The sequence below is a fragment of the Mesorhizobium amorphae genome (assembly GCF_014843845.1).
Classification (GTDB): Bacteria; Pseudomonadota; Alphaproteobacteria; order Rhizobiales; family Rhizobiaceae; genus Mesorhizobium; species Mesorhizobium amorphae_A.
The window spans coordinates 101,514-122,631 of sequence record NZ_JHQS01000060.1 but is presented as its reverse complement, the minus strand read 5'-3'; the positions used below and the strand labels follow the sequence as shown (position 1 = coordinate 122,631).

Sequence of the window (21,118 nt, the reverse complement as noted above, 5' to 3'; positions counted from 1 at the left end):
CGGTAATCAGCCTCCGGACGGATCTGGTTTGCGGACAATTCTGGCCGCGCCGCGCTTGCGCTGGGCGTAGCCGGCGATGCCGATGGCAACCAGCAGCGTCACGCCGTTGAACAGCGGCTCGACGAAGAATGAGCCGCCGAATTGCTGGATGCCGGAGATGCCGACGGCCAGGATGATGACGCCGGTCATCGTGCCCCAGACGTTGACGCGCCCTGGTTTGATGGTGGTTGAGCCGAGAAAGGCGCCGACCAGTGCCGGCAGAAGATATTCCAGCCCGACGCTGGCCTGGCCGATGCGCAACTTGGACGCCAGCAGCACGCCTGTCAGCGCCGTCAGGAAGCCGGACGAGACGAAGGCCCCGATGACGAAGCGGCGCACCGGAATGCCGTTCAGCGCCGCCGCCTTCGGATTGGCGCCGATGGCGTAGACGTAGCGGCCGACCGGCAGATATTCGAGGATAACCCACAGCGCGATGGCGATTGCCAGCACATAGAGGCCGGTGATCGGCAGCCCGAACACCATCGTGCCGTTGAGCGCATAAAAACCTTCCGGCAGCACGCCGACGACCTGCCGGCCACCCGTGTGCCAAAGCGCCAGCGCATAGAGCACGGTGCCGGTGCCCAGCGTGGCGATGAAGGAGTCGATACGGGCGACCTCGACCAGCAGGCCGTTGAGGAAGCCGGTCGCGGCGCCGAGCAAAAGCACGATCAGCACCGCCAGCGGCCAGGGAATGCCGAACATGGTCTGCAGGCTGATTGCCAGGATGTGCCACAGCACGATGCCGTAGCCGACGGTCAGGTCGATACGCCCGGAGGCCATCGGGATCATGGCCGCCAGCGAGAGCAGCGCGATGATCGCCTTGTCGGAGATGATCGAGCGCAAATTGAGCAGCGTCGGAAATGTATTCGGCAGCAGGATGGAGAACAGCAGGATCAGCAACACGGTCAGGATCACCAGGCCATAGACCGGCAGCAGACGGGTGATCTTCCGCCTTACCGGCAGGCTGGCGATTTCACCGCGGGTCGGCTCGAGTGCGCTGGATTCGATCGATGGCATGGAGATCCTCCGGGACAGTCAGGCGGCTTCGGAAGCCGATGCCGCGGTGATCACCGCGGACGTGGTCAGTTCGGGTCCGGTGAGTTCACGCACGATCCGGCCGCGCGAAAACACCAAAGCGCGATGGCAGATATGGGCGATCTCCTCGAAGTCGGTCGACACCACGACGACGGCGAGGCCGGCTTCAAGGGCGCGGCCGATCAGCCGGTAGATCTCGGCCTTGGCGCCGACATCGACGCCGGCGGTCGGGTCTTCGGCGATCAGCAGCTTGCGGCCGGTATGCAGCCAGCGTCCCACCACCACCTTCTGCTGGTTGCCGCCCGACAGTGCCTCGATCGGCAGGCTCGGATCATTGGGACGCAGCCCGACCGATCCGCCGATCTCGCGCGCCAGCGCGGCCTCCTTGTAGGGCGCCAGGAACGAGAACAGGCCGCGCTTGCCGGCGCCGGGATTGAGAAAGCTGTTCTCGCGGATCGACAGCGAGGCGGCGATCGATTCCTCGGTCCGGTCACGAGCGATCAGGCCGACGCCGGAGCCCATGGCGGCGATAGGGCTCGACAAATCGGGCACGACGCCGTTGATCGTCACCGAACCGGAAAAGCCCTGGCAGCCGAACAGCGCCCGGCCGACCAGTTCCTGCCCGGCGCCGCGCAGGCCAACGAGGCCGAGCAACTCGCCCTTGCGCACGTCGAACGACACCGACCCGGCCCCGGCGCAGACGAGGTCGCGGACAGCACACACCGTCTCGCCGGCCTGCGTCTCTGCCTTGGTGAAGACCTGGCTGACCGGGCGGCCGACGATCATCTCGACCAGTTCGTCCGGTCTGGTGTCAGCGACCTTCTTTTGACCGACCAGCCGGCCGTCGCGCAGCACGGCGACACGGTCGGCGATGCGGAAAATCTCGTCGAGCCGATGCGAGACATAGATCATGCCGACGCCACGCTGCTTGAGCGGACGGATGGCGTCGAACAGCCGGTCGACCTCGTCGGCGGGCAGGCTGGCGGTCGGTTCGTCGAGCACCAGCACATCGGCCTCTGTCGCCAAAGCCCGAGCGATGGCGACCAGCGATTTCTCGGTGCGGGTCAGATCCTGGACCCGCGTCGTCGGATCAAAATCGCAGCCGACGAGCTTCAGCGCCTCGCGGGCCCGCTCTTCTGTGGAGCGCCAGTCGATGAGGCCGGAGCGCAGTGAAAATCCCTGGGCGAGGCCGACATTCTCGCCGACGGTCATCCATTCGATCAGGCCGAGATCCTGGTGAATGAAGGCGACAGGCTGGCGCTGGTTGGGCTGCGGCGGGCGGTGATGATAGGGCTCGCCGCGAAACAGGATGCTGCCGCCATCCGGCCGGTAAATGCCGGCGAGTGTCTTGATCAGCGTCGACTTGCCGGCGCCGTTCTCGCCGAGCAAGGCAAGGATCTCGCCTTTGCACAGATCGAGCGTCACGTCGGAGAGCGCGCGGGTGCCGCCGAACTCCTTGGTAATCGACTTGAACTCGATCAGTTTCTCTTCGGCCAAAACGCGTTCCTCCCAAGATCGCCAAATGATGTTATCGATAACATTTCTGAGCGTCAAGCAACAAAATCAGAGGCTCCCAATCAGCCGATCTTGCCGTCGAGCAGGCGCATCATTTCGGCCGAATCCTTTGGCCCCAGGCCAGCCGCGCAAAGCAGGCGATGGATCTCGACCAACTGGCCTGTCATCGGCAACGGCGTCTTGGTCTTCAGCGCAAAGGACTGCAAAGAATCCAGGTCCTTCAGCATGTTGTCGATGCGGCCGGTCGGCGAGAAATCGCGGGCGGCGAATTTGGCCATAAACTCCTGCATGATGCTGGAATCGGCACGCCCGCCCTTGAGGGCCGCGGGGATCGCCTTGGGATCGACGCCGCCGGCTTCGGCGAGCTTCACCGCCTCGGCAACAGCCTGGAACTGAACCGCGCAAAAAAGCTGATTGATCAGCTTCGTCGTCTGCCCGGCGCCGCTTGGCCCCATCAGCGTGTAGTTGGCGCAAAGGTGCTGCATCACCGTGCGGGCGCGCTCGAAGTCTGCCGTTTCGCCGCCTGCCATGACCGTCAAGCGGCCGCCGAGCGCGCCCGGAACGCCACCAGAAAGCGGGCAGTCGACCCATTTCATGCCGGTCTCGGCCGCGAGCTTGCCAGCCATTTCTGCGGTGTCGGCGGGATCGATCGACGACATGTCGATCAAGAGTTTTTCAGGCGAAGCAGCAATCGCGACACCGCCGTCGCCGAACACCACCGAACGCACGATGTCGGCATGGTTGAGGCTGAGGATGACGAAATCGTTCGCCCGTACTGCTTCGGCGACCGACGCGGCGGCGGCAGCGCCTTTCGCGGTCAGCGCAGCAACCTTGGCCTTGTCGAGGTCGAACACCGTGACTGCCTGCTTGGTCTCGATCAGCCGGGTGGCGATTGCCGATCCCATGATGCCGGCGCCGACAAGGGCGACCTTTGCTGGTGCTTCACTCATCTCAATGAGCCTCTTTCCTGGTTCTGGCAGCGGATGCGGCGCCGAGGGCGCCAAGCCCGTTCAGCGCCCGATCGACGATCCTGTCGACCGGAGCATCGATGTCGACAGTGACGACCAGTTCCTCGCCGGCCGGATTTTCCAGCGCCGCCAGCTGACTGTCGAGCAAGGCCGGCGGAAAGAAGTGCCCGCGACGATCGGCCATCCTGGACCGCAGGACACTGCGCGATCCCGCGAGGAACACGAAGAACACCGGCCCGCCCGCCGCATGGCGAAGCCGATCCCGATAGGTTTTCTTCAGCGCCGAGCAGCTCACGACGAGCCCGCTTCTCTCCTCATGCGCTTGGCGCAAGGCGGCGCCCACCAGATCGAGCCAGGGCCAGCGGTCGTCGTCGGTCAGCGGTATGCCCAGCGACATCTTCTCGACATTGCCGCGCGGGTGCAGCGTGTCGCCTTCGACGAAGGCGAAGCCAAGCCGTGCGGCGATGTCGATGCCGACGCTGGTCTTGCCGCAGCCGCTGACACCCATCACGACGATGAGCGAAGCCTCAAAGGCAGGTTGTGATGCCGCCATCGACATAGAGCGTGTGTCCGTTGACAAAGGATGAGGCCGGGCCGGCCAGGAACACCGCCGCGCCGACCAGTTCGCCGACATCGCCCCAGCGCCCGGCCGGCGTGCGGTTGGTCAGCCAGGCCGAGAACTCGGGATTGTCGACCAGCGCCTGGTTGAGCGGCGTCTTGAAATAGCCCGGTGCGATGGCATTGACCTGCAGCCCGTGCTTGGCCCAGTCCGCGCACATGCCGCGCGTCAGGTTGCGCACGGCGCCCTTCGTCGCCGTGTAAGGCGCGATGTTCGTTCGCGCCAGTTCGCTTTGCACCGAAGCTATGTTGATGATCTTGCCGTGCTTGCGCGGGATCATGTACCGCGCCACCGCCTGGCCGACGAAGAAGACGCTCGAAATGTTGGTGCGCAGCAATTCATCCCATTTGTCGGCGGGAAAATCTTCGAGCGGGGTGCGGAACTGCATGCCGGCATTGTTGATGAGGATGTCGATCGCGCCGATGGTGGTTTCGATTTCCTCGACACCTTTGGCGACCGCCGCATGATCGGTCACGTCGAAGACCACGCCAAGCGCCCTGTGCCCCTTGGCCGTCAGCGTCTCGGCGGCGGCCGCGACCTTTTCGGCGCCGCGCCCGTTGAGCACGATCTCGGCGCCGTGCTGCGCCAGCCCTTCCGCCAGCGCCAGGCCGATGCCTTGCCCCGAGCCGGTAATCAAAGCCCGCATGCCGGACAAATCGAACAAAGAACCGCTCACCTGCTCCTCCTGAGGACATGTCGCCTGAAGCGGATACGATTTCCGCCGCGCCACCGCCAGTGCCTATTGACATGAATGTTATCGATAACATAGTCAATGGAAAAATTGCCGCTGCTGGAGGAGACGACGCCGTGACCGAGATCTTGATGACCGGCCCCTACCCGGATTGGGACATGGCGGACCTGGAAGCGAGATATCGCGTCCACAAGCTGTGGCAGGTCGAGGACAAGGACGCGCTGATCGCAAGCCACGCCGGCGCAATCCGTGCCATCGCGACACGCGGCGAGCTTGGCGCGAGTGCCGCGCTGATGGCAAAGCTGCCGAAGCTGGAGATCGTCTCCTGCTATGGCGTCGGCACCGATGCCATCGACCTTGCCTATGCCAGGGAAAACAGCATCCGCGTCACCAACACGCCCGACGTGCTGACCGAGGACGTGGCCGATATCGGCATCGGGCTGCTGCTCGCCGTGGCGCGCAAGATCCCGCAGGCCGACGCCCATGTGCGCAATGGCAGCTGGCGCAAGGGCAACATGCCGCTGGTCACGCGCGTCTGCGGAAAAAAGCTTGGCATTGTCGGCATGGGCCGAGTCGGCGCCGCGGTGGCCAGGCGCGCGGCCGCGTTCGATTGCACTATCGCCTATTTCGACCGGCACGCGCGCGACGACCTGCCCTATGCCTTCGTCGGCGATCTGGTCGAGCTGGCGCGGCAGAGCGAGTTCCTGATCGTGACGCTCGCCGGCGGCGACAGCACCAGGCACATCATCGATGCGGCGGTTCTGGCCGCACTCGGAGCGGACGGCATCCTGATCAACATTTCGCGCGGCAGCACGGTCGACGAGACTGCCTTGCTCGCCGCCCTGGAAACCGGCGCCATCAAGGGCGCCGGGCTCGACGTGTTCTGGAACGAGCCGACCATCGACGAGCGCTTCCTGCAGCTTGCCAATGTCGTGCTACAACCGCACCACGCCAGCGGCACGGTGGAGACCCGCAAGGCCATGGGCCAGCTCGTGCGCGACAACCTTGCCGCCCATTTCAGCGGACAGTCCTTGCTGACGCCGGTGGTTTGAGAAAGGATCGCGGCCATGAAGTCGATCGTCATCCACGCGGCCAAGGATCTGCGGATCGAAGAGACCGACCCGGGCATCCTTGACGCCGGACAGGTCGAGATCGCCGTCGAGGCCGGAGGCATCTGCGGCTCGGACCTGCATTATTACAACCATGGCGGCTTCGGCGTGGTCCGCCTTCGCGAGCCGATGATCCTCGGCCACGAGGTCGCCGGCACGGTGAAGGCGCTTGGCGCCGGCGTCTCGAGCCTCGCCGTCGGCGACCGCGTCGCCATCTCGCCCAGCCGGCCCTGCAACGCCTGCCGCTACTGCCTGCAAGGCATGCAGAACCAATGCCTCAACATGCGCTTCTACGGCAGCGCCATGCCGATGCCGCATATCCAGGGCGCGTTCCGCCAGCGTTTGGTCGCCGAGGCTTGGCAATGCCACAGAATCGCCGACCATGTTTCCATCAACGAGGCCGCCTTCGCCGAGCCTTTCGCGGTCACGCTGCACGCGGTGAACCGCGCCGGTTCGCTGCTTGGCAAACGGGTCCTGGTCACCGGCTGCGGCCCGATCGGCGCGCTGTGCATCCTCGCCGCACGCGCCCATGGCGCGCGCGAGATCGTCGCCACCGATGTCATGGACGGCGTGCTGGCGAAGGCTAAGGAGATCGGCGCTGATCGCAGCATCAATGTCGCCACCGACGGCGACAAGCTCGCCGCCTACAATGCCGACAAGGGCAGTTTCGACGTGATGTTCGAGGCCTCCGGCAACGAGCGCGCGGTACGGGCGGGGCTCGATGTGCTGAAGCCGCGCGGCGTGCTCGTGCAGCTCGGCCTTGGCGGCGATGTGTCGCTGCCGCAGAACCAGATCGTCGCCAAGGAAATCGAGATGCGCGGCAGCTTCCGCTTCCACGACGAATTCGCCCTTGCCGTCGACCTGATCAATCGCCGTCGCGTGGACGTCAAGCCGCTGCTGACCGGCATCTATCCGATGGACGAGGCAGTCGCGGCGTTCGAGATCGCCGGCGACCGCAACAAATCGATGAAGGTCCAGATCGCATTTAGCTAGAGCATGATAGCAAAATCAGGTGCTCTCACGCTCGACGATGCGATAACTGGTCAGGACGATTTCCTGCCCGCGCTGCTTCTCGCCGCCGCGGATAAGCTGGATCAGCCGGCGCGCCGCCTCGCGGCCGATCCCATAGCAATCGACATTCACGGTGGTGATGCCGGGATGGCAGAAGGCGGCAACCTCATAGTCGCCGAAGCCGGCAATGGCGATGTCTTGCGGCACCCGCATGCCCCGGCGCTTGCATTCCATCAGCGCGCCGAAGGCCGAAAGATCCGATACGCACAGCACCGCCTCGGTGTCGGGCCAGCGCTTGAGCATGGAGACGACGGCCTGGCCACCCTGCTCGATGGAGATCGGCGGCACGCCGAAGGAAACCAGCCGGCCCGGCGGCAGGCCAAGCTCCTCGATGGCCCTGACAAAACCCTCGCGCCGCTGGCTGCCGCGCGTATCGCGCGACGTCGTGCCGCCAATATAGCCGAACTTGCGGTAGCCCTTCCTTGCCAGCGTCTTGACGAGCAGCCCCATCGCTTCTTCGTTGGAGAACCCAACCACCTGGTCGATGGGCTTGGCCGGCAATTCCCAGGTTTCGACCACCGGGATGCCGGCGCTCTCCAGCAGCCGGCGGGCGCGGTCGGTGTGGGCGCCGCCGGTCAGGATGATGCCTTCCGGCCGCCGCCGCAGCATCGCTTCGATCAGTCTCTCTTCCTTCTCGACGGTGTAGTCGGTGTAACCGAGCAGCAGCTGCAGGCCGGTGCTTTCCAGCTCGTCCGTAATGCCGCGCGCCGTGTCGGCGAAGTTCGAATTGTTGATCGAGGGAACGATCGCCGCGACAAACCCGGTCTTACGCGACGACAGGCTGCCGGCCGACTGATCGAGCACGTAACCGAGCTCGTTGACGGCGGCCATGATCTTTTCGCGTGTCGCCTGGGAGACCCGGCTGCCTTCCTTCAGCGCCCGCGAGACGGTCATGGCGGAAACACCGGCCCGCTCGGCCACGTCGGCCATCGTCGGCGCCTGGTTCTCCCCTGGTCTCGGCGATGCTGCCCTGCCCATCAGTGTTCCTCGCAAGCTGCCGGTGTCGCCCTGATCCAGACGGACGCCGCGCCACTGGACGGCAGCAGCATCGGGCGTCCGGCGTCGTTCATGCATCCCCCTTGGAAATCGGATTGCGTTAGGTATGTTATCGATATCACATCGATCTGACAACAACCACGCCGCGAAGGTCGATCCGGATTAGCAAAGCGCGCGGCGCCGGGAAAGTGAAACGCTGCAGAGAGGCAATCGGAATGTTCGGAGAAATCGAAGGTACGGGATTCGAGGTGCTGGATCCGCGCTTCGGCAGCTGCTTCGTCGGCCATGCACGGGTCGAACGGCTGTGGACGGGTGGACGCTGGCACGAAGGGCCGGCATGGTTTGCACCGGGCCGCTATCTGGTCTGGTCCGACATCCCCAACAACCGCATGATGCGCTGGGACGAAACCTCCGGCGCCGTCTCGGTGTTTCGCCAGCCCGCCAACAATTCGAACGGCAACACGGTCGACCGGCAAGGGCGGCTCGTCTCTTGCGAGCACCTGATGCGACGGGTGACGCGCACCGAGTTCGACGGGTCGGTGACGGTGATCGCCGACCGCTTCGAAGGCAAACGCTTCAATTCGCCCAACGATGTCGTGGTATCGAGCGACGGCGCAATCTGGTTCACCGATCCGTCCTACGGCATCATGCACGACTACGAGGGCGAGTATGGCGAAGAGGAGATCGGCGGCTGTCACGTCTACCGGGCCGATCTGGCAAGCGGCAAAGTGGCGCGAGTCGCCGACGATTTCGCCAAGCCGAACGGCCTCGCCTTTTCACCCGACGAAACGCTTCTCTATGTCGCCGACACCGGCGCCTCGCATCTGCCGGACGGGCCGCGCCACATCCGCCGCTTCAAGGTCGGCGATGACGGCAGGCTGAGCGACGGCGAGGTTTTCGCCACCTGCACGAACGGGATGTTCGATGGGTTCCGTGTCGACACCAAGGGACGGCTGTGGTGCAGCGCCGGCGACGGCGTCCATTGCCACGACCCGGACGGCACGCTGATCGGCAAGGTCCACATCCCGGAGGCCGTCTCCAACCTAACCTTCGGCGGCCCCCGCCGGAACCGGCTCTTCATCACCGCGACGACGTCGCTGTACGCGGTCTACGTCACCGCAAACGGTTCAACGCTGGGGTGACGCCAGACAAAACAAAGGGAGGGAGCACGCGCGTGCTCCCTCCCTGAAAATGCTTCGACGAAAAAACTTACGCCGCGCCGACCACCTTGGCCGACTTCTCGAAACGCTTGCGCTCGTTCGGGTCGAGATAGAGCTTGCGCAGCCGGATGGTCTTCGGCGTCACCTCGACCAGCTCGTCGTCCTGGATCCAGGCCAGCGCGCGCTCCAGCGTCATGCGGATCGGCGGCGTCAGCTTGACCGCCTCGTCCTTGCCGGCGGCGCGGATGTTGGTCAGCTTCTTGCCCTTCAGCACGTTCACTTCGAGGTCATTGTCGCGGCTGTGGATGCCGATGATCATGCCCTGATAGACCTTGACGCCCGGGTCGATGACCATCGGGCCGCGGTCTTCCAGGTTCCACATGGCGTAGGCCACCGCCTCGCCCTGTTCGTTGGAGATCAGCACACCGTTGGTGCGGCCCGGCAATTCGCCCTTGTAGGGCTGATAGGCGTGGAACAGCCGGTTCATCACCGCGGTGCCGCGCGTATCGGTCAGCAGTTCCGACTGGTAGCCGATCAGGCCGCGTGTCGGCGCGTGGAAGACGATGCGCTGGCGGTTACCGCCGGACGGGCGCAGTTCGACCATCTCGGCTTTGCGCTCCGACATCTTCTGCACGACGATGCCGGCATGCTCCTCATCGACGTCGATGACGACTTCCTCGACCGGCTCCAGCAATTCGCCGTTGTCGCCGTTCTGCATGACGACGCGCGGACGCGACACGGCGATCTCAAAACCTTCGCGGCGCATCGTCTCGATCAGCACGGCCAGCTGCAATTCGCCGCGCCCGGAAACGAAGAACGAATCCTTGTCGGGCGATTCCTCGATCTTCAGCGCGACATTGCCTTCGGCTTCGCGCAGCAGGCGGTCGCGGATGACGCGACTGGTCACCTTGTCGCCTTCGGTGCCGGCCAGCGGTGAATCGTTGACGAGGAACGACATCGTCACCGTCGGCGGATCGATCGGCTGCGCATGCAGCGGCTCGGTCACCGCCGGGTCGCAGAACGTGTCGGCGACAGTGCCCTTCGACAGGCCGGCAATGGCGACGATGTCACCCGCCTGCGCTTCCTCGATCGGTTGGCGCTCGAGGCCTCGGAAGGCGAGGATCTTGGAGATACGGCCAGTTTCGACCAGCGTGCCGTCATGGTGCAGCACCTTGACCGGCTGGTTGGATTTCAACGTGCCGCTCTCGATACGGCCGGTGATGATGCGGCCGAGGAAGGGATTGGCTTCCAGGATGGTGCCGATCATGCGGAACGGGCCGGGATGCACTGTCGGCGCCGGGACATGCTTGATGACGAGGTCGAACAGCGGCGCCAGGCCCTGGTCCTTCGGGCCCTCGGGGTTTTCCGAAACCCAGCCGTCGCGGCCCGAACCGTAGAGGATCGGGAAATCGAGCTGCTCGTCGGTGGCGTCGAGCGCGGCAAACAGGTCGAACACCTCGTTGACCACCTCGACATGGCGGGCATCCGGCCGGTCGATCTTGTTGATGACGACGATCGGCTTCAGCCCGACCTTGAGCGCCTTGCCGACGACGAATTTGGTCTGCGGCATTGGCCCTTCGGCGGCGTCGACCAGCACGATGGCCGAATCCACCATCGACAGGATGCGCTCGACCTCGCCGCCGAAGTCGGCGTGGCCGGGGGTGTCGACGATGTTGATGCGGGTGTCCTTCCAGTCGACCGAGGTCGCCTTGGCCAGGATGGTGATGCCGCGTTCCTTTTCCAGGTCGTTGGAATCCATGGCGCGTTCGGCGACACGCTGGTTGTCGCGGAAGGAGCCGGACTGCTTCAGCAGCTGGTCGACGAGGGTGGTTTTTCCATGGTCGACGTGCGCGATGATCGCGATATTACGAATTTTCATTTTACGGTCTCGGGAGCGTTACAGGCAGCAGGCCCAAAGGCGCAGCCTCTTTCGGTTGCGCGGCTCATACAGGGTTTTTCGCATTTGCGAAAGAGGAGGCTCGTCACCAAATACTCATCAAATCTTAAACATCCGCATGTGAAATGATTCTGTTAACCAAGGCGGAACCTTTCGGGTCCCGGGCAGTTCGAACGTCATGACCGATCAAGTCAGCAAATTCCGGCCGATTCTCGCTTGGGCGGCGCTCGCCGTCGTACTTGCGGCAGGTGGCGCGCAGTCCGCCGCGACCCTCAAGGGAAATCCTGCCTTGCCGCCGGACACCGAGACGGCCGAGCAGCTCTACGCCGACGCCCCCGATGGCGTCGATCCGATCGTGACTGGCCCGGTCAGCGCCGCCTTCAAGCAGCAGCAGAAAACCGCCGGCTGCGACACGGCCGTGTGGCCGAAGATTCCCGTCGCCTGCTATCCGGATTGACGACCGCCGCCTCCGGCCGGCCCCTTACGCCGACCGCACCGGATCGAGCGTCACCTTGTAGAGTTCGTTGTCGTCACGATCCATCAGCCGCACTGTCATCTGTTCGCTGGCGCCGTTGATGTCGACGAGGCCGAAGAACTGCAGGCCGGCCGACGGCGGCAGGTTCTGGCCCTGTTCGGCGGTCGGCGCCTTGATGAATTTCAGCTCCGGCCCGAAGGTCATGTCGAAATCATTGGGGCCGAACGTGCCGGCGTGGATCGGCCCGGAGACGAATTCCCAGAACGGATTGAAATCCTGAAACTGAGCCTTGTCCGGGTTGTAGTAATGCGCCGCCGTGTAGTGCACGTCGGCGGTCAGCCACACCGTGTTGCTGATGCTGGCATTCTTGATGTAGCGCAGCAGGTCGGCGATCTCAAGCTCGCGACCCTTTGGCGCACCATCGTCGCCGTTGCTGACCGCTTCGGCCCCCACCTTTTTGGTGCCGTCGTCCCAGACGACGAGGCCGAGCGGCATGTCGGCAGCGATGATCTTCCAGGTCGCGTTGGAGTTGGCCAACTCGCGCTTCAGCCATTTGGTCTGCTGTTCGCCGAGCATGCGTGACTGCGGCGTCATCGTATCCTGCATGTCCGGGCCATTCGGGCCGCGATAGGAGCGCATGTCGAGGAAGAACACGTCGAGCAGCGGCCCATAGGCTATCTTGCGGTAGACGCGGCCGGGCTCGGACGGCTCGTAGCGGATCGTCGTCATTTCATGGAAGGCGCGCGCCGCGCGTGCCGCCAGCACATGGATGGATTTTTCCGAATAGCGGTTGTCGGCGCTCAAATCCTTCGAATCCGACCAGTTGTTCAGCACCTCGTGGTCGTCCCACTGGTAGAAGGTCGGGCAGATGGCGCTGAGGCCCAGCACGTGTTTGTCCATCATGTTGTACTTCCACTGGTCCCGGTATTCGTCGAGCGTCTCGGCCACCTTGCGCTTGCCCTCGATGAGCACGACGTTCTTCCACTTGCCACCGCCGGGCAGGTCGACCTCGTCCTTCATCGCGCCATCGGCATAGATGGTGTCGCCGGAGTGCAGGAAGAAGTCGGGCGTGTGCTTGCCGATCGTGGCGTAGGTCTTCATGCCGGTCTCGTCGATGCCCCAGCCCTGGCCGGCGGTGTCGCCCGACCAGGCGAACTTGATATCGCGCTTGGAGGCAGGTGCGGTGCGGAAGCGGCCGGTAATCGGCTCGGAAACGGCGTTGATGTCGGCGAGATCGGCAGCCGTCATGCGGTAGAAAATGTCCTGGTCGGAAGCCAGCTCGGCGAGCAGCCGCTTCACCGTGTAGTCGCTGGCCGGCGACGTATCGAGCGGCGCAAGCCGCGTCGCATTGGCAAAGCTTTCCGTCGTCGAGACTTCGAACATGACACGCGCCGGACGATCCGTGCGCGTCCACACCATGCCGCTGGTGGCGTCGACATCGCCTGACTGGACGCCATGGGTGAAGCCCGGCCGCTGATTGGCGCGCGAATAATAGGGCATCGCAAGGCCCGAGGCACCGACCAGACCAAGGGCGCTGGCGGAGGTGACGAAAGCGCGGCGGGAAATTCTGTTCATGGCTGTCTCCTGGATGGCTTCGAACGCTGCCGCAAAGGTCCAGCCTCAATGTTTCAGCCACATCTCCAAACCATGAAGGTTTCGTAACAGTGAACAGGCGGCCTGCTGATCTCCCCCCTTGTGGGGGAGATGGCCGGCAGGCCAGAGGGGGGGCGCGAAGGATCGCTCACCTTTCATGCGTTGGCCTACTGAGATTTTGCTTGAGAGGCTAATTTCAGTTGGAACCCAAGGGACAAGTCGGCGGGACAGCGCCCCCCTCTGCCCTGCCGGGCATCTCCCCCACAAGGGGGGAGATCGGCGGCTTCACTGACAGCGCCCTACGCCGCCTGCGGCTCCGGATCGAACGCCGGCCTGCTGGTGTTGATCAGCAGCGAGAGACAGGCCGCGGCAATCGCGGTCATGCCGGCGATCATGAAGGCGAGTTCGTAATTGCCTTGCAGTTCGCGCATCGTGCCGCCGAAGAAGGCGGCGCTTGCCGCACCCACCTGGTGCCCGGCGACGATCCAGCCGAACACGATCGGCCCGCTGCGGTCGCCGAACGCCTCGTTGGCGAGCCTGAGCGTCGGCGGCACGGTGGCGATCCAGTCCAGACCATAGAGCACGGCGAAGATGATCAGGCTGGTCGCGGAGAAGCCGGAATAGGGCAGGTAGATCAGCGACAGGCCGCGGATGGCATAGTAGACGCCGAGCAGCTTGCGCGGATCGAAGCGGTCGGTGAGCCAGCCCGACAACGTCGTGCCGATCAGGTCGAAGATACCCATCATCGACAGCAGGCCGGCAGCTTGCACCTCGCCGATGCCCATGTCGCCGCAGAAGGCGATCAGATGCGTGCCGACCAGTCCGTTGGTGGTGAAGCCGCAGACGAAGAAGGTGGCGAACAAATACCAGAATACGCGCGTGCCGGCGGCACGCCGCAGCGTGCCCAGCGTATGCGCGAGGAAATTGCCCTGCGATGCCGGCGATGTCGGCGGCACGTCGTCAGCCTCCGCACCATAGCGCACCATGCCGATCGAGGCCGGACGCTCCGGCACCAGCAGCCAGACCAGCGGCACCAGAGCGGCGGTTGCGATCGCGATGGCGATGGCGACCGGCTTCCAGCCGCCCGACTGGGCGAGCGCAGCCAGCAGCGGCAGGAACACCAGCAGGCCGGTGGCGCTGGAGGCCGACATCAGCCCCATCACCAGGCCGCGATTGGTCTTGAACCAGCGATTGACGATGGTGGCGCCGAGCACGGTGGCGACCGCACCCGACCCGATGCCGGAAAACACGCCCCAGGTGAGCAGCAGATGCCATGGCTTGGTCATCAACAGGCTGAGCGCCGTCGAGCCCGACATGATCAGCAGCGCGGCGAGCAGCGTGCGGCGCAGGCCGATGCGCTCCATCAGAGCCGCGGCAAACGGCCCGGTCAGGCCGTAGAGGAAGATGCCAATGGCCGCTGCCAGCGAAACGACATCGCGCCGCCAACCAAAACTCTCTTCCAGCGGCAGCATCATGACCGAGGGCGCCGAGCGCAGCCCGGCCGCGATCAGCAGGCAGAGGAAGATGACGCCGACCACGACGAAAGCGTAGCGCTGGCCAAACGGATGGGATTGAGCTATCATGTTACTGACCGGTACGTTGCAATTGGGTGGTACTATCCATACGTACCGGTCAGTAACATTGTCAAGCGAGTCTTTTGCATGCCATCGGACAATAAAATTGAACCGTCCATCAAGGACCCTCACGCGTCGGCCCTGCCGAGAGCCGGCGAGAAGATCCTCGACGTGGCCCGCGACCTGTTCTACCGGCAAGGCATAAGGGCGATCGGCGTCGACGAGATCGTCAAGCGCGCCGGCGTGACCAAGCCCAGCCTCTACCGCAGCTTTCCGTCCAAGGACGAATTGGCCGCATCCTACCTGCGACAATACGACCTTGAGTTCTGGGAGCGCTTCGACGAGGCGGTGGCCGCCCATCCCGGCGACCCGCGCGCGCAGATCAACGCTTTCCTCACCCGCGTCGGCAAGCGCACGCAAAGACCCGACTATCGCGGCTGCGGTATGACCAATGCGGCGATCGAATATCCCGAGCACGGCCACCCGGCCCGCGTGGTGAGCGAGGCCAACAAGCAGGAACTGCGCCGCCGCCTGCGCGCCATGGCGACGGCCATGGGCGCCGCCGACGCCGACACGCTCGGCGACGGACTGCTGCTCCTGATCGAGGGCGCCTATATCAGCGGCCAGCTGTTCGGGTTAGGCGGACCGGCGGCGTCGGTGGCGCGCAACGCCGACCTGCTGATCGAGGCGAGCTTGAAGAAATAGCGTTTGACGATACGCTGCGGCAGCTCGAAACGGAGTTGTCCGCATGCGCTTTCTTCTGATCCCGCTTGCTCTCGCTGGTCTCTGCCAGGCGGCGCATGCCGACGGCATATCCAGCGCCTACACCGACCTCGACTGGAAGAAGGATTGCGTCACCTATGCGAAAGCCGAGGAAGGCGAAGGCGACTGGGCCAATCTCGCCTGCTCGGGCTATCGCGGCTATCCGGTGCTGGTCGCTTATGACGACGCCCGCGAGTCGCTCTACTACGGCTTTCCGTCCGACGACATGACCGCGGTCTGGGAGAGCTTTTCCGGCTTCAACTCGGCCGGTGCCAAGATCGAATGGCGCATCGAGACCAAGGGCGACATCGCCATCCCCTTCGCCGTCATCCACCGTCGTTCGATCAGCAATCCCGAGGACGAGAACAAGCCGGCCGAAGTGCTCGTCGTCGCCAAGGTCGCGCAGCCGGAGGCCCATGACGGCTGCACCGTCGGGCTGGTGCTGGCCACCGGCAACCCGCAAGCCAACGACCAGGCACGCAAGCTGGCCGACGACAAGGCAAGGAGCTTTGCCTGCGGCAAGGACAAGCGCGTTGTGATCGGCGACACGCCCGATTTCGGCCGGGTGGATAATTAAAGCGAGTTGCGCTTAAGACGCCTTGCGGAGCAAGTTGATCGCATATCGTCGGTCCGCGCCGCCCCTCATTGCCCTGCCGGGCATTTCTCCCCGTATAGTGACGGGGAGAAAGACGCTGCGGTCACGGATTTCGCCAATCGTCAGGCGGATGAGGGGCAGCGCCGCGCTTAGCGCCTGCTCGCAACCTCGAACGTCGACTACTTGCTCGCCTTCGCCCGCTCGATCGCGTCGACGATCATCTTCTTGGCATATTTCGAATCGTGCCAGCCTTCGATCTTGACCCATTTGCCGGGTTCGAGATCCTTGTAGTGCTCGAAGAAGTGCTGCACCTGCTGGCGCGTGATGTCGGGCAGCTGCGTGTATTCGGTGACATTCTCGTAGCGCAGCGTCAGTTTGGGCGACGGCACGGCAATGATCTTCTCGTCCTGGCCGGCATTGTCTTCCATGATCAGCACGCCGATCGGCCGCACATTGATGACGCAGCCCGGCACCAGCGCGCGCGTGTTGCAGACCAGCACGTCGATCGGATCGCCGTCGCCCGACAGCGTGTGCGGCACGAAGCCGTAATTGCCGGGATAGCGCATCGAGGTGTGCAGGAAGCGGTCGACGAACAGCGTGCCGGCCTCCTTGTCCATCTCGTACTTGATCGGCTCGCCGCCGATCGGCACCTCGATGATGACGTTGAGGTCTTCCGGCGGGTTCTTTCCGGTGGCTATCGCTTCGATACGCATGGTTTTCCCTCTCTCGATTTCCGAGATCGATAGCGGGCGAAGCGGCATGGTGCAATGCGGCGAATGGTGCTCAGGACCTGGCGGCAGGCCTTCAGGCCGTCATTCCCAGACGAAAGCCACCTTCTTCAGCGCCTTCTGTTCGAAGATCTCGACGCCCTCGGCGACATCGCGGCCGCCGGCGCCGGCATAGAAGGAGAGAGCGTTTTGGTTGTCCTCCAGCGCCCAAACAACCATGCCTTTCAGGCCGTGGTCGGCGAGACGCGCGCGTGCCGCCTTGAACAGCCGGCTGCCGAGCCCGATGCCCTGGTATTCCGGGCGCAGGTAAAGCTCGTAGATCTCGCCCTGCTGCCTGAGCTCGCGGGCGCGGTTCTTGCCGATCGTGGCATAGCCGGCGATCTTGCCGCCGATTTCGACCACCAGCACCGTGGCGGCGCGGCGGATGGCGTTCGCCCACCAGTCGGGGCCGCGCCGGTTGATCATCGATGTCAGCGTCCGGTGCGGGATGATGCCGGAATAAGCGCCGCGCCAGGCCTCCTGGTGCACGTCGGCGATGGCGCCAGCGTCGCGCGGCTCGGCTTTCCTGATGTCGATGGTCAGCGTGTTCATAATTGCTTAACCATAAACCTGCATCGGCCGATTGCAAAGAGTCCGGTCGCAGGCTGCAGCGCTTTCGCACAGGCGATCGGCAGACGAAAAAACCGCGGTTGAGCTGACTGAAGAGTCAGATTTCGACCAAGTGGTCGTCCAACTCGTTGGCGTCGCCGGCCGTGACCGGAAAATGCTCGGCCAGCACCGCGCCGACTGATTCGATCGCCTTGACGAAGCCGTCGGCGAGACGGTCGTCGCCGGCATGCCGGGTGAGGTCGCCCACCACGCCATCCCAGACATGCTGGCCGACCTTGGCGTTGATGCCGCTGTCGGCGATCACTTCGGCATAGCGCTCGGCGATCGAGACGAAGACAAGCACGCCGGTGCGCGCCGTGGTGCGGTGGACGTTGCGGGCGAGGAACTGCTTGATCGCGTTGGCATGTGCCGCCTGGTAGCGCAGTCGCCGCGGCACGAGATGGATGCGCAAGCCGGGCAGCGCCCACAGCAGGACAAGCACCGAGGCCAGCGCCAGCAGCTCGTCGAAGACGAAATGCGGCAGGCGGATCGACAGCCACCAGGCCTCCAGCCCATAGGCGACGGCGAGACTGACGATCAGCATGGCCAGCGTCGCCATGAAGGCGGCCGGAAAGAAATAGCCGTCGCTGGCCTGCGCCACGACGCAATAGATCTCGCCGTCGGTCTTCGTCTCGGCGGCGCGGATCGCCTCGGCGATGCGGTCATGGTCCAGCGGGCTGATCGGTCGTGTTGCCATCTCGTCTCACCAGCTCCCTGAAGACCCGCCGCCGCCGGACGAGCCGCCGCCACCTGAAAATCCGCCACCGCCGCTGCTCGAGCCGGAAGACCAGCCGCCGCCGGAACTGCCCGACGACCAGCCACTGCCGGATGAGGATCCCGTCACCCAGCCACTGCCGGAAGACGAAGAGCCATAGCGGAAGGTCATGCCGAGCCATTTATACACGCCCGGCGACAGCTTCGTGCCGAAGATCGGCGGCAGGAAGGCCATCGCCAGGCCGCCGAAGAACATCGCCGCCCACAGGATCAGGAACAGCGCGACGATGGGATCGATGGGCGAGCTGTCGTCGGCCGGATTGCGCTTGCCGCGCGCCTCGAGCTCTTCCGGATTGCCTTCCAGCACCATGATCATGTCGTCGACGGCTTTGGAGATGCCGCCGGAGAAATCGCCGGCGCGAAAGGCCGGCACCATGTCGTTTTCAATGATCAGCTTGGTGTGCAGGTCGGTCAGCGTGCCTTCGAGACCATAGCCGACCTCGATGCGCATCTTGCGGTCGTTCTTGGCCACCAGCAGCAGCACGCCATTGTTCTCGCCGCCCTGGCCGAGCTTCCAGAAGCGGAACAGCCGGTTGGCGAAGGGTTCGATCTCCTCGCCGTCGAGGCTGGGGATCGTCGCGACGACGATCTGGTCCGAACCTTTCGTCTCGAAATCCGCGAGCTTCTGCGTCAAGGCCGCCTTGGTCGCGGCATCGATGATGCCGGCATCGTCGACGACCCGCCCGGTTAGCGCCGGCAGCTCCGCGGCGAAAGCCGTGAAGCCGAGCAACAGCAGCAGCGCCACGGCCAGCAGGGCGGCATCGATCCGCATCGCGACAGAGCCGGATATTGCGAGGGCGCGTCCCGTCATGCCGTCACCAGCTTCCCGAGGAGCCGCCGCCGCCGGACGAGCCGCCGCCACCGGAAAAACCGCCGCCGCTTGACCCCGACGACCAGCCGCCGCCGGAACTTCTCGAGCCGCTGGACGAGCGCCGGCTGGGTTCGAAGGTCATGCCCAGCCAGCGATAGCGGCCGGGTCCGATCCTCTGGCCGAAGATCGGCGGCAGGATCGAGGCGGCCAGGCTGCCGACCAGGATGGTGATCCAGATGGCGATGAAAATTGTGAAGAACAGGTCGTCGGAATTGAACGGTGCCTGCTGGTTGCGCTCGCCGCGGGCTTCCAGTTCCTCCGGATTGCCTTCCAGCACCATGATCATGTCGTCGACGGCTTTGCTGATGCCGCCGGAGAAATCGCCGGCGCGAAAGGCCGGCACCATGTCGTTTTCGATGATCAGCTTGGTGTGCAGGTCGGTCAGCGTGCCCTCCAGCCCATAGCCGACCTCGATGCGCATCTTGCGGTCGTTCGGCGCCACCAGCAGCAGGACGCCGTTGTTCTCCTTGGCCTGGCCAAGCTTCCAGAAGCGAAACAGGCGGTTGGCGTAGGGCTCGATCTCCTCGCCGTCGAGGCTGGGTATTGTCGCCACGACAATCTGGTCGGAGCCTTTTTTCTCGAAGTCAGCGAGTTTTTGCGTCAGCACCGCCTTGGTCGCCGCATCGATGATGCCGGCATTGTCGACGACACGGCCGGTGAGGGCGGGAAGATCGGCGGCGAAGGCGGCGAGGGGGAAGAAAAGGAGGCTTAGAATGACCGCCAGAAACGTCAGAGTGGCGTTCCGTCCCACCCCCCTCTGTCCTGCCGGCCATCTCCCCCTTGAGGGGGGTGAGGAGTGCTCCGCGTAGCGGACGGCAAGCCAATTGCTTGGCTTTCCGAACGACGAACGCCCGGAGCGATAGCGGAGGGCTGGGTCCGGCAGGACAGAGGGGGGTGTGACGGAGCACAAGGCCAACAGGGACCACACTCTCTAAGTGATCGTTCACCCGCCCTGTTTCGTCCCGAAATCGACCTTGGGCGTCTGCAGCTTGTCTTCCTCGATGGTGAAGTTCGCGAACGGCTCGTTGCTCCGGAACCAGAAGGTTGCCCACAGCACCGACGGGAAGGTCCTCAACGTCAAATTGTAGTCCCTGACCGCCTGGATATAGTCGCGCCGCGCCACCGCGATGCGGTTCTCGGTGCCTTCGAGCTGCGCCTGCAGCGCCAGGAAATTCTGGTTGGCCTTGAGGTCGGGATAGTTCTCCACCACCGCCAAAAGCCGCGACAGCGCGCTGGTCAGGCCGGACTGGCTGTCCTGGAATTTCTTGAAGGCTTCCGGGTCCTTCAATGTCTCCGGCGTCACCGTTATCTGCGTCGCCTTGGCGCGCGCTTCCACCACCGCGTCGAGCGTATCCTTCTCATGCGCCGCATAGCCCTTGACCGTCTCGACCAGGTTGGGGATGAGGTCGGCGCGGCGTTGGTACTGGTTCAGCACCTCGCTCCAGGCCGCCTTGGCATTCTCCTCCGCCGTCGGAATGGTGTTGTAGCCGCAGCCGGCAAGCAGCGGCAGCACGATCGCCATCAGCAGGAAGGCCGGTAGAGTGCGGACAATGGAGGGTGGAGAGCGGCGCTGGGCAAACATGATTTGGATCCCTCGTCGGAAGTTGCACGCGAAGCATTACCACAATCTGCGCGCAAGAAAATGACCTCGGCCCGGAAGCATCCGCTGGCATCTCCGCGTCCGGCACGAGGCCCTGTGAATGGTCTCGCGAACAGGCTAAGGTCCCGGCGAAACAGGATTTTGCCATGGCGAAACGCCAGGAGAGCGACACCGAATCGCGCCGCATTCTCGAGCGTGTGGAGCATGAGACCGCGCCGGGCGGCACCTCGTTCGTCGCGCGGACCGCGAAGAGCGCGAGCGACCACGTCACGGCCGCGGACGCCGACCGCGCGGACCCGATCGAAGTTTGGGGCACCCGCATCGGCAGGGGGCTGGGGCTCATCATTGCAATCGGCCTGTTGGCCTGGCTCGTGTATTTCGCCACCCGTTAGGAATCA

Annotated in this window: 22 protein-coding genes; 7 read left to right on the top strand and 15 right to left on the bottom strand. The window is 64.4% G+C overall.

Annotated features, from left to right (window positions below):
- Positions 1-6: 6 nt before the first annotated feature.
- The 5 genes from DH08_RS25680 to DH08_RS25660 form a co-directional block, all read right to left on the bottom strand.
- On the bottom strand, positions 7-1,056 hold the full coding sequence (locus DH08_RS25680; protein WP_192181944.1) for an ABC transporter permease: 1,050 nt from the start codon (positions 1,054-1,056) through the stop codon (positions 7-9).
- Between the two features lie 18 nt (positions 1,057-1,074).
- Positions 1,075-2,571, bottom strand: a complete 1,497-nt coding sequence (locus tag DH08_RS25675) for a sugar ABC transporter ATP-binding protein (RefSeq protein WP_192181943.1) — start codon at positions 2,569-2,571, stop codon at positions 1,075-1,077.
- Between the two features lie 80 nt (positions 2,572-2,651).
- A complete protein-coding gene (locus tag DH08_RS25670; RefSeq protein WP_192181942.1) occupies positions 2,652-3,539 on the bottom strand; it encodes an NAD(P)-dependent oxidoreductase in 888 nt (295 codons plus the stop codon).
- Position 3,540: 1 nt separating this feature from the next.
- Positions 3,541-4,116 carry a gluconokinase gene (locus tag DH08_RS25665; protein ID WP_192181941.1) on the bottom strand — a complete coding sequence of 192 codons (576 nt, stop codon included), beginning with the start codon at positions 4,114-4,116 and terminating at the stop codon, positions 3,541-3,543.
- Positions 4,085-4,822 (bottom strand): SDR family oxidoreductase, encoded by a 738-nt coding sequence (locus DH08_RS25660; RefSeq protein WP_210328886.1) that lies wholly within the window; start codon positions 4,820-4,822, stop codon positions 4,085-4,087. The genes DH08_RS25665 and DH08_RS25660 overlap by 32 nt, the downstream gene beginning before the upstream one ends.
- A 176-nt stretch (positions 4,823-4,998) precedes the next feature.
- Between DH08_RS25660 and DH08_RS25655 the strand changes: the two genes are divergently transcribed.
- Positions 4,999-5,919, top strand: coding sequence for a 2-hydroxyacid dehydrogenase (locus tag DH08_RS25655; RefSeq protein ID WP_192182084.1), 921 nt, complete (start codon positions 4,999-5,001; stop codon positions 5,917-5,919).
- Positions 5,920-5,934: 15 nt separating this feature from the next.
- On the top strand, positions 5,935-6,969 hold the full coding sequence (locus DH08_RS25650; RefSeq protein ID WP_192181939.1) for an L-idonate 5-dehydrogenase: 1,035 nt from the start codon (positions 5,935-5,937) through the stop codon (positions 6,967-6,969).
- A 15-nt stretch (positions 6,970-6,984) separates the two neighbouring features.
- Here the strand turns inward: DH08_RS25650 and DH08_RS25645 are convergent, their stop codons facing one another.
- Positions 6,985-8,025, bottom strand: a complete 1,041-nt coding sequence (locus DH08_RS25645; protein ID WP_192181938.1) for a LacI family DNA-binding transcriptional regulator — start codon at positions 8,023-8,025, stop codon at positions 6,985-6,987.
- 233 nt (positions 8,026-8,258) lie between these two features.
- Between DH08_RS25645 and DH08_RS25640 the strand changes: the two genes are divergently transcribed.
- Entirely contained in the window at positions 8,259-9,185 is a 927-nt protein-coding gene (locus tag DH08_RS25640) for an SMP-30/gluconolactonase/LRE family protein (RefSeq protein WP_192181937.1), read from the top strand.
- Between the two features lie 67 nt (positions 9,186-9,252).
- Here the strand turns inward: DH08_RS25640 and typA are convergent, their stop codons facing one another.
- Complete coding sequence (typA, locus tag DH08_RS25635) at positions 9,253-11,082, bottom strand: translational GTPase TypA (RefSeq protein ID WP_192181936.1); 1,830 nt, start codon at positions 11,080-11,082, stop codon at positions 9,253-9,255.
- Between the two features lie 196 nt (positions 11,083-11,278).
- On the opposite strand from typA, the gene DH08_RS25630 reads away from it, so the two are divergent.
- On the top strand, positions 11,279-11,557 hold the full coding sequence (locus DH08_RS25630; RefSeq protein WP_192181935.1) for a hypothetical protein: 279 nt from the start codon (positions 11,279-11,281) through the stop codon (positions 11,555-11,557).
- Positions 11,558-11,581: 24 nt separating this feature from the next.
- Here the strand turns inward: DH08_RS25630 and DH08_RS25625 are convergent, their stop codons facing one another.
- Together DH08_RS25625 and DH08_RS25620 are read right to left on the bottom strand one after the other, a co-directional pair.
- Complete coding sequence (locus DH08_RS25625; RefSeq protein ID WP_192181934.1) at positions 11,582-13,150, bottom strand: alkaline phosphatase D family protein; 1,569 nt, start codon at positions 13,148-13,150, stop codon at positions 11,582-11,584.
- 317 nt (positions 13,151-13,467) lie between these two features.
- A complete protein-coding gene (locus tag DH08_RS25620) occupies positions 13,468-14,751 on the bottom strand; it encodes an MFS transporter (protein ID WP_192181933.1) in 1,284 nt (427 codons plus the stop codon).
- Positions 14,752-14,829: 78 nt separating this feature from the next.
- On the opposite strand from DH08_RS25620, the gene DH08_RS25615 reads away from it, so the two are divergent.
- Both DH08_RS25615 and DH08_RS25610 read left to right on the top strand, forming a co-directional pair.
- Complete coding sequence (locus tag DH08_RS25615) at positions 14,830-15,447, top strand: TetR/AcrR family transcriptional regulator (protein ID WP_192181932.1); 618 nt, start codon at positions 14,830-14,832, stop codon at positions 15,445-15,447.
- Between the two features lie 43 nt (positions 15,448-15,490).
- The gene (locus DH08_RS25610) at positions 15,491-16,081 is read left to right on the top strand and encodes a hypothetical protein (protein ID WP_192181931.1); all 591 of its coding nucleotides are present in this window, start codon (positions 15,491-15,493) and stop codon (positions 16,079-16,081) included.
- A 197-nt stretch (positions 16,082-16,278) separates the two neighbouring features.
- On the opposite strand, the gene ppa is transcribed toward DH08_RS25610, so the two are convergent.
- From ppa to DH08_RS25580, 6 genes are all read right to left on the bottom strand, one after another.
- Positions 16,279-16,812, bottom strand: a complete 534-nt coding sequence (gene ppa, locus DH08_RS25605; RefSeq protein WP_192181930.1) for an inorganic diphosphatase — start codon at positions 16,810-16,812, stop codon at positions 16,279-16,281.
- Positions 16,813-16,911: 99 nt separating this feature from the next.
- Positions 16,912-17,418, bottom strand: a complete 507-nt coding sequence (locus DH08_RS25600; RefSeq protein WP_192181929.1) for a GNAT family N-acetyltransferase — start codon at positions 17,416-17,418, stop codon at positions 16,912-16,914.
- Positions 17,419-17,533: 115 nt separating this feature from the next.
- Positions 17,534-18,172, bottom strand: a complete 639-nt coding sequence (locus tag DH08_RS25595; protein WP_192181928.1) for a TPM domain-containing protein — start codon at positions 18,170-18,172, stop codon at positions 17,534-17,536.
- A 6-nt stretch (positions 18,173-18,178) separates the two neighbouring features.
- A complete protein-coding gene (locus DH08_RS25590; RefSeq protein ID WP_428339151.1) occupies positions 18,179-19,060 on the bottom strand; it encodes a TPM domain-containing protein in 882 nt (293 codons plus the stop codon).
- 4 nt (positions 19,061-19,064) lie between these two features.
- Complete coding sequence (locus DH08_RS25585; protein ID WP_192181927.1) at positions 19,065-19,871, bottom strand: TPM domain-containing protein; 807 nt, start codon at positions 19,869-19,871, stop codon at positions 19,065-19,067.
- 192 nt (positions 19,872-20,063) lie between these two features.
- Complete coding sequence (locus tag DH08_RS25580; RefSeq protein ID WP_192181926.1) at positions 20,064-20,702, bottom strand: LemA family protein; 639 nt, start codon at positions 20,700-20,702, stop codon at positions 20,064-20,066.
- Between the two features lie 164 nt (positions 20,703-20,866).
- On the opposite strand from DH08_RS25580, the gene DH08_RS25575 reads away from it, so the two are divergent.
- Positions 20,867-21,112, top strand: a complete 246-nt coding sequence (locus DH08_RS25575) for a hypothetical protein (protein ID WP_192181925.1) — start codon at positions 20,867-20,869, stop codon at positions 21,110-21,112.
- Positions 21,113-21,118 lie beyond the last annotated feature (6 nt).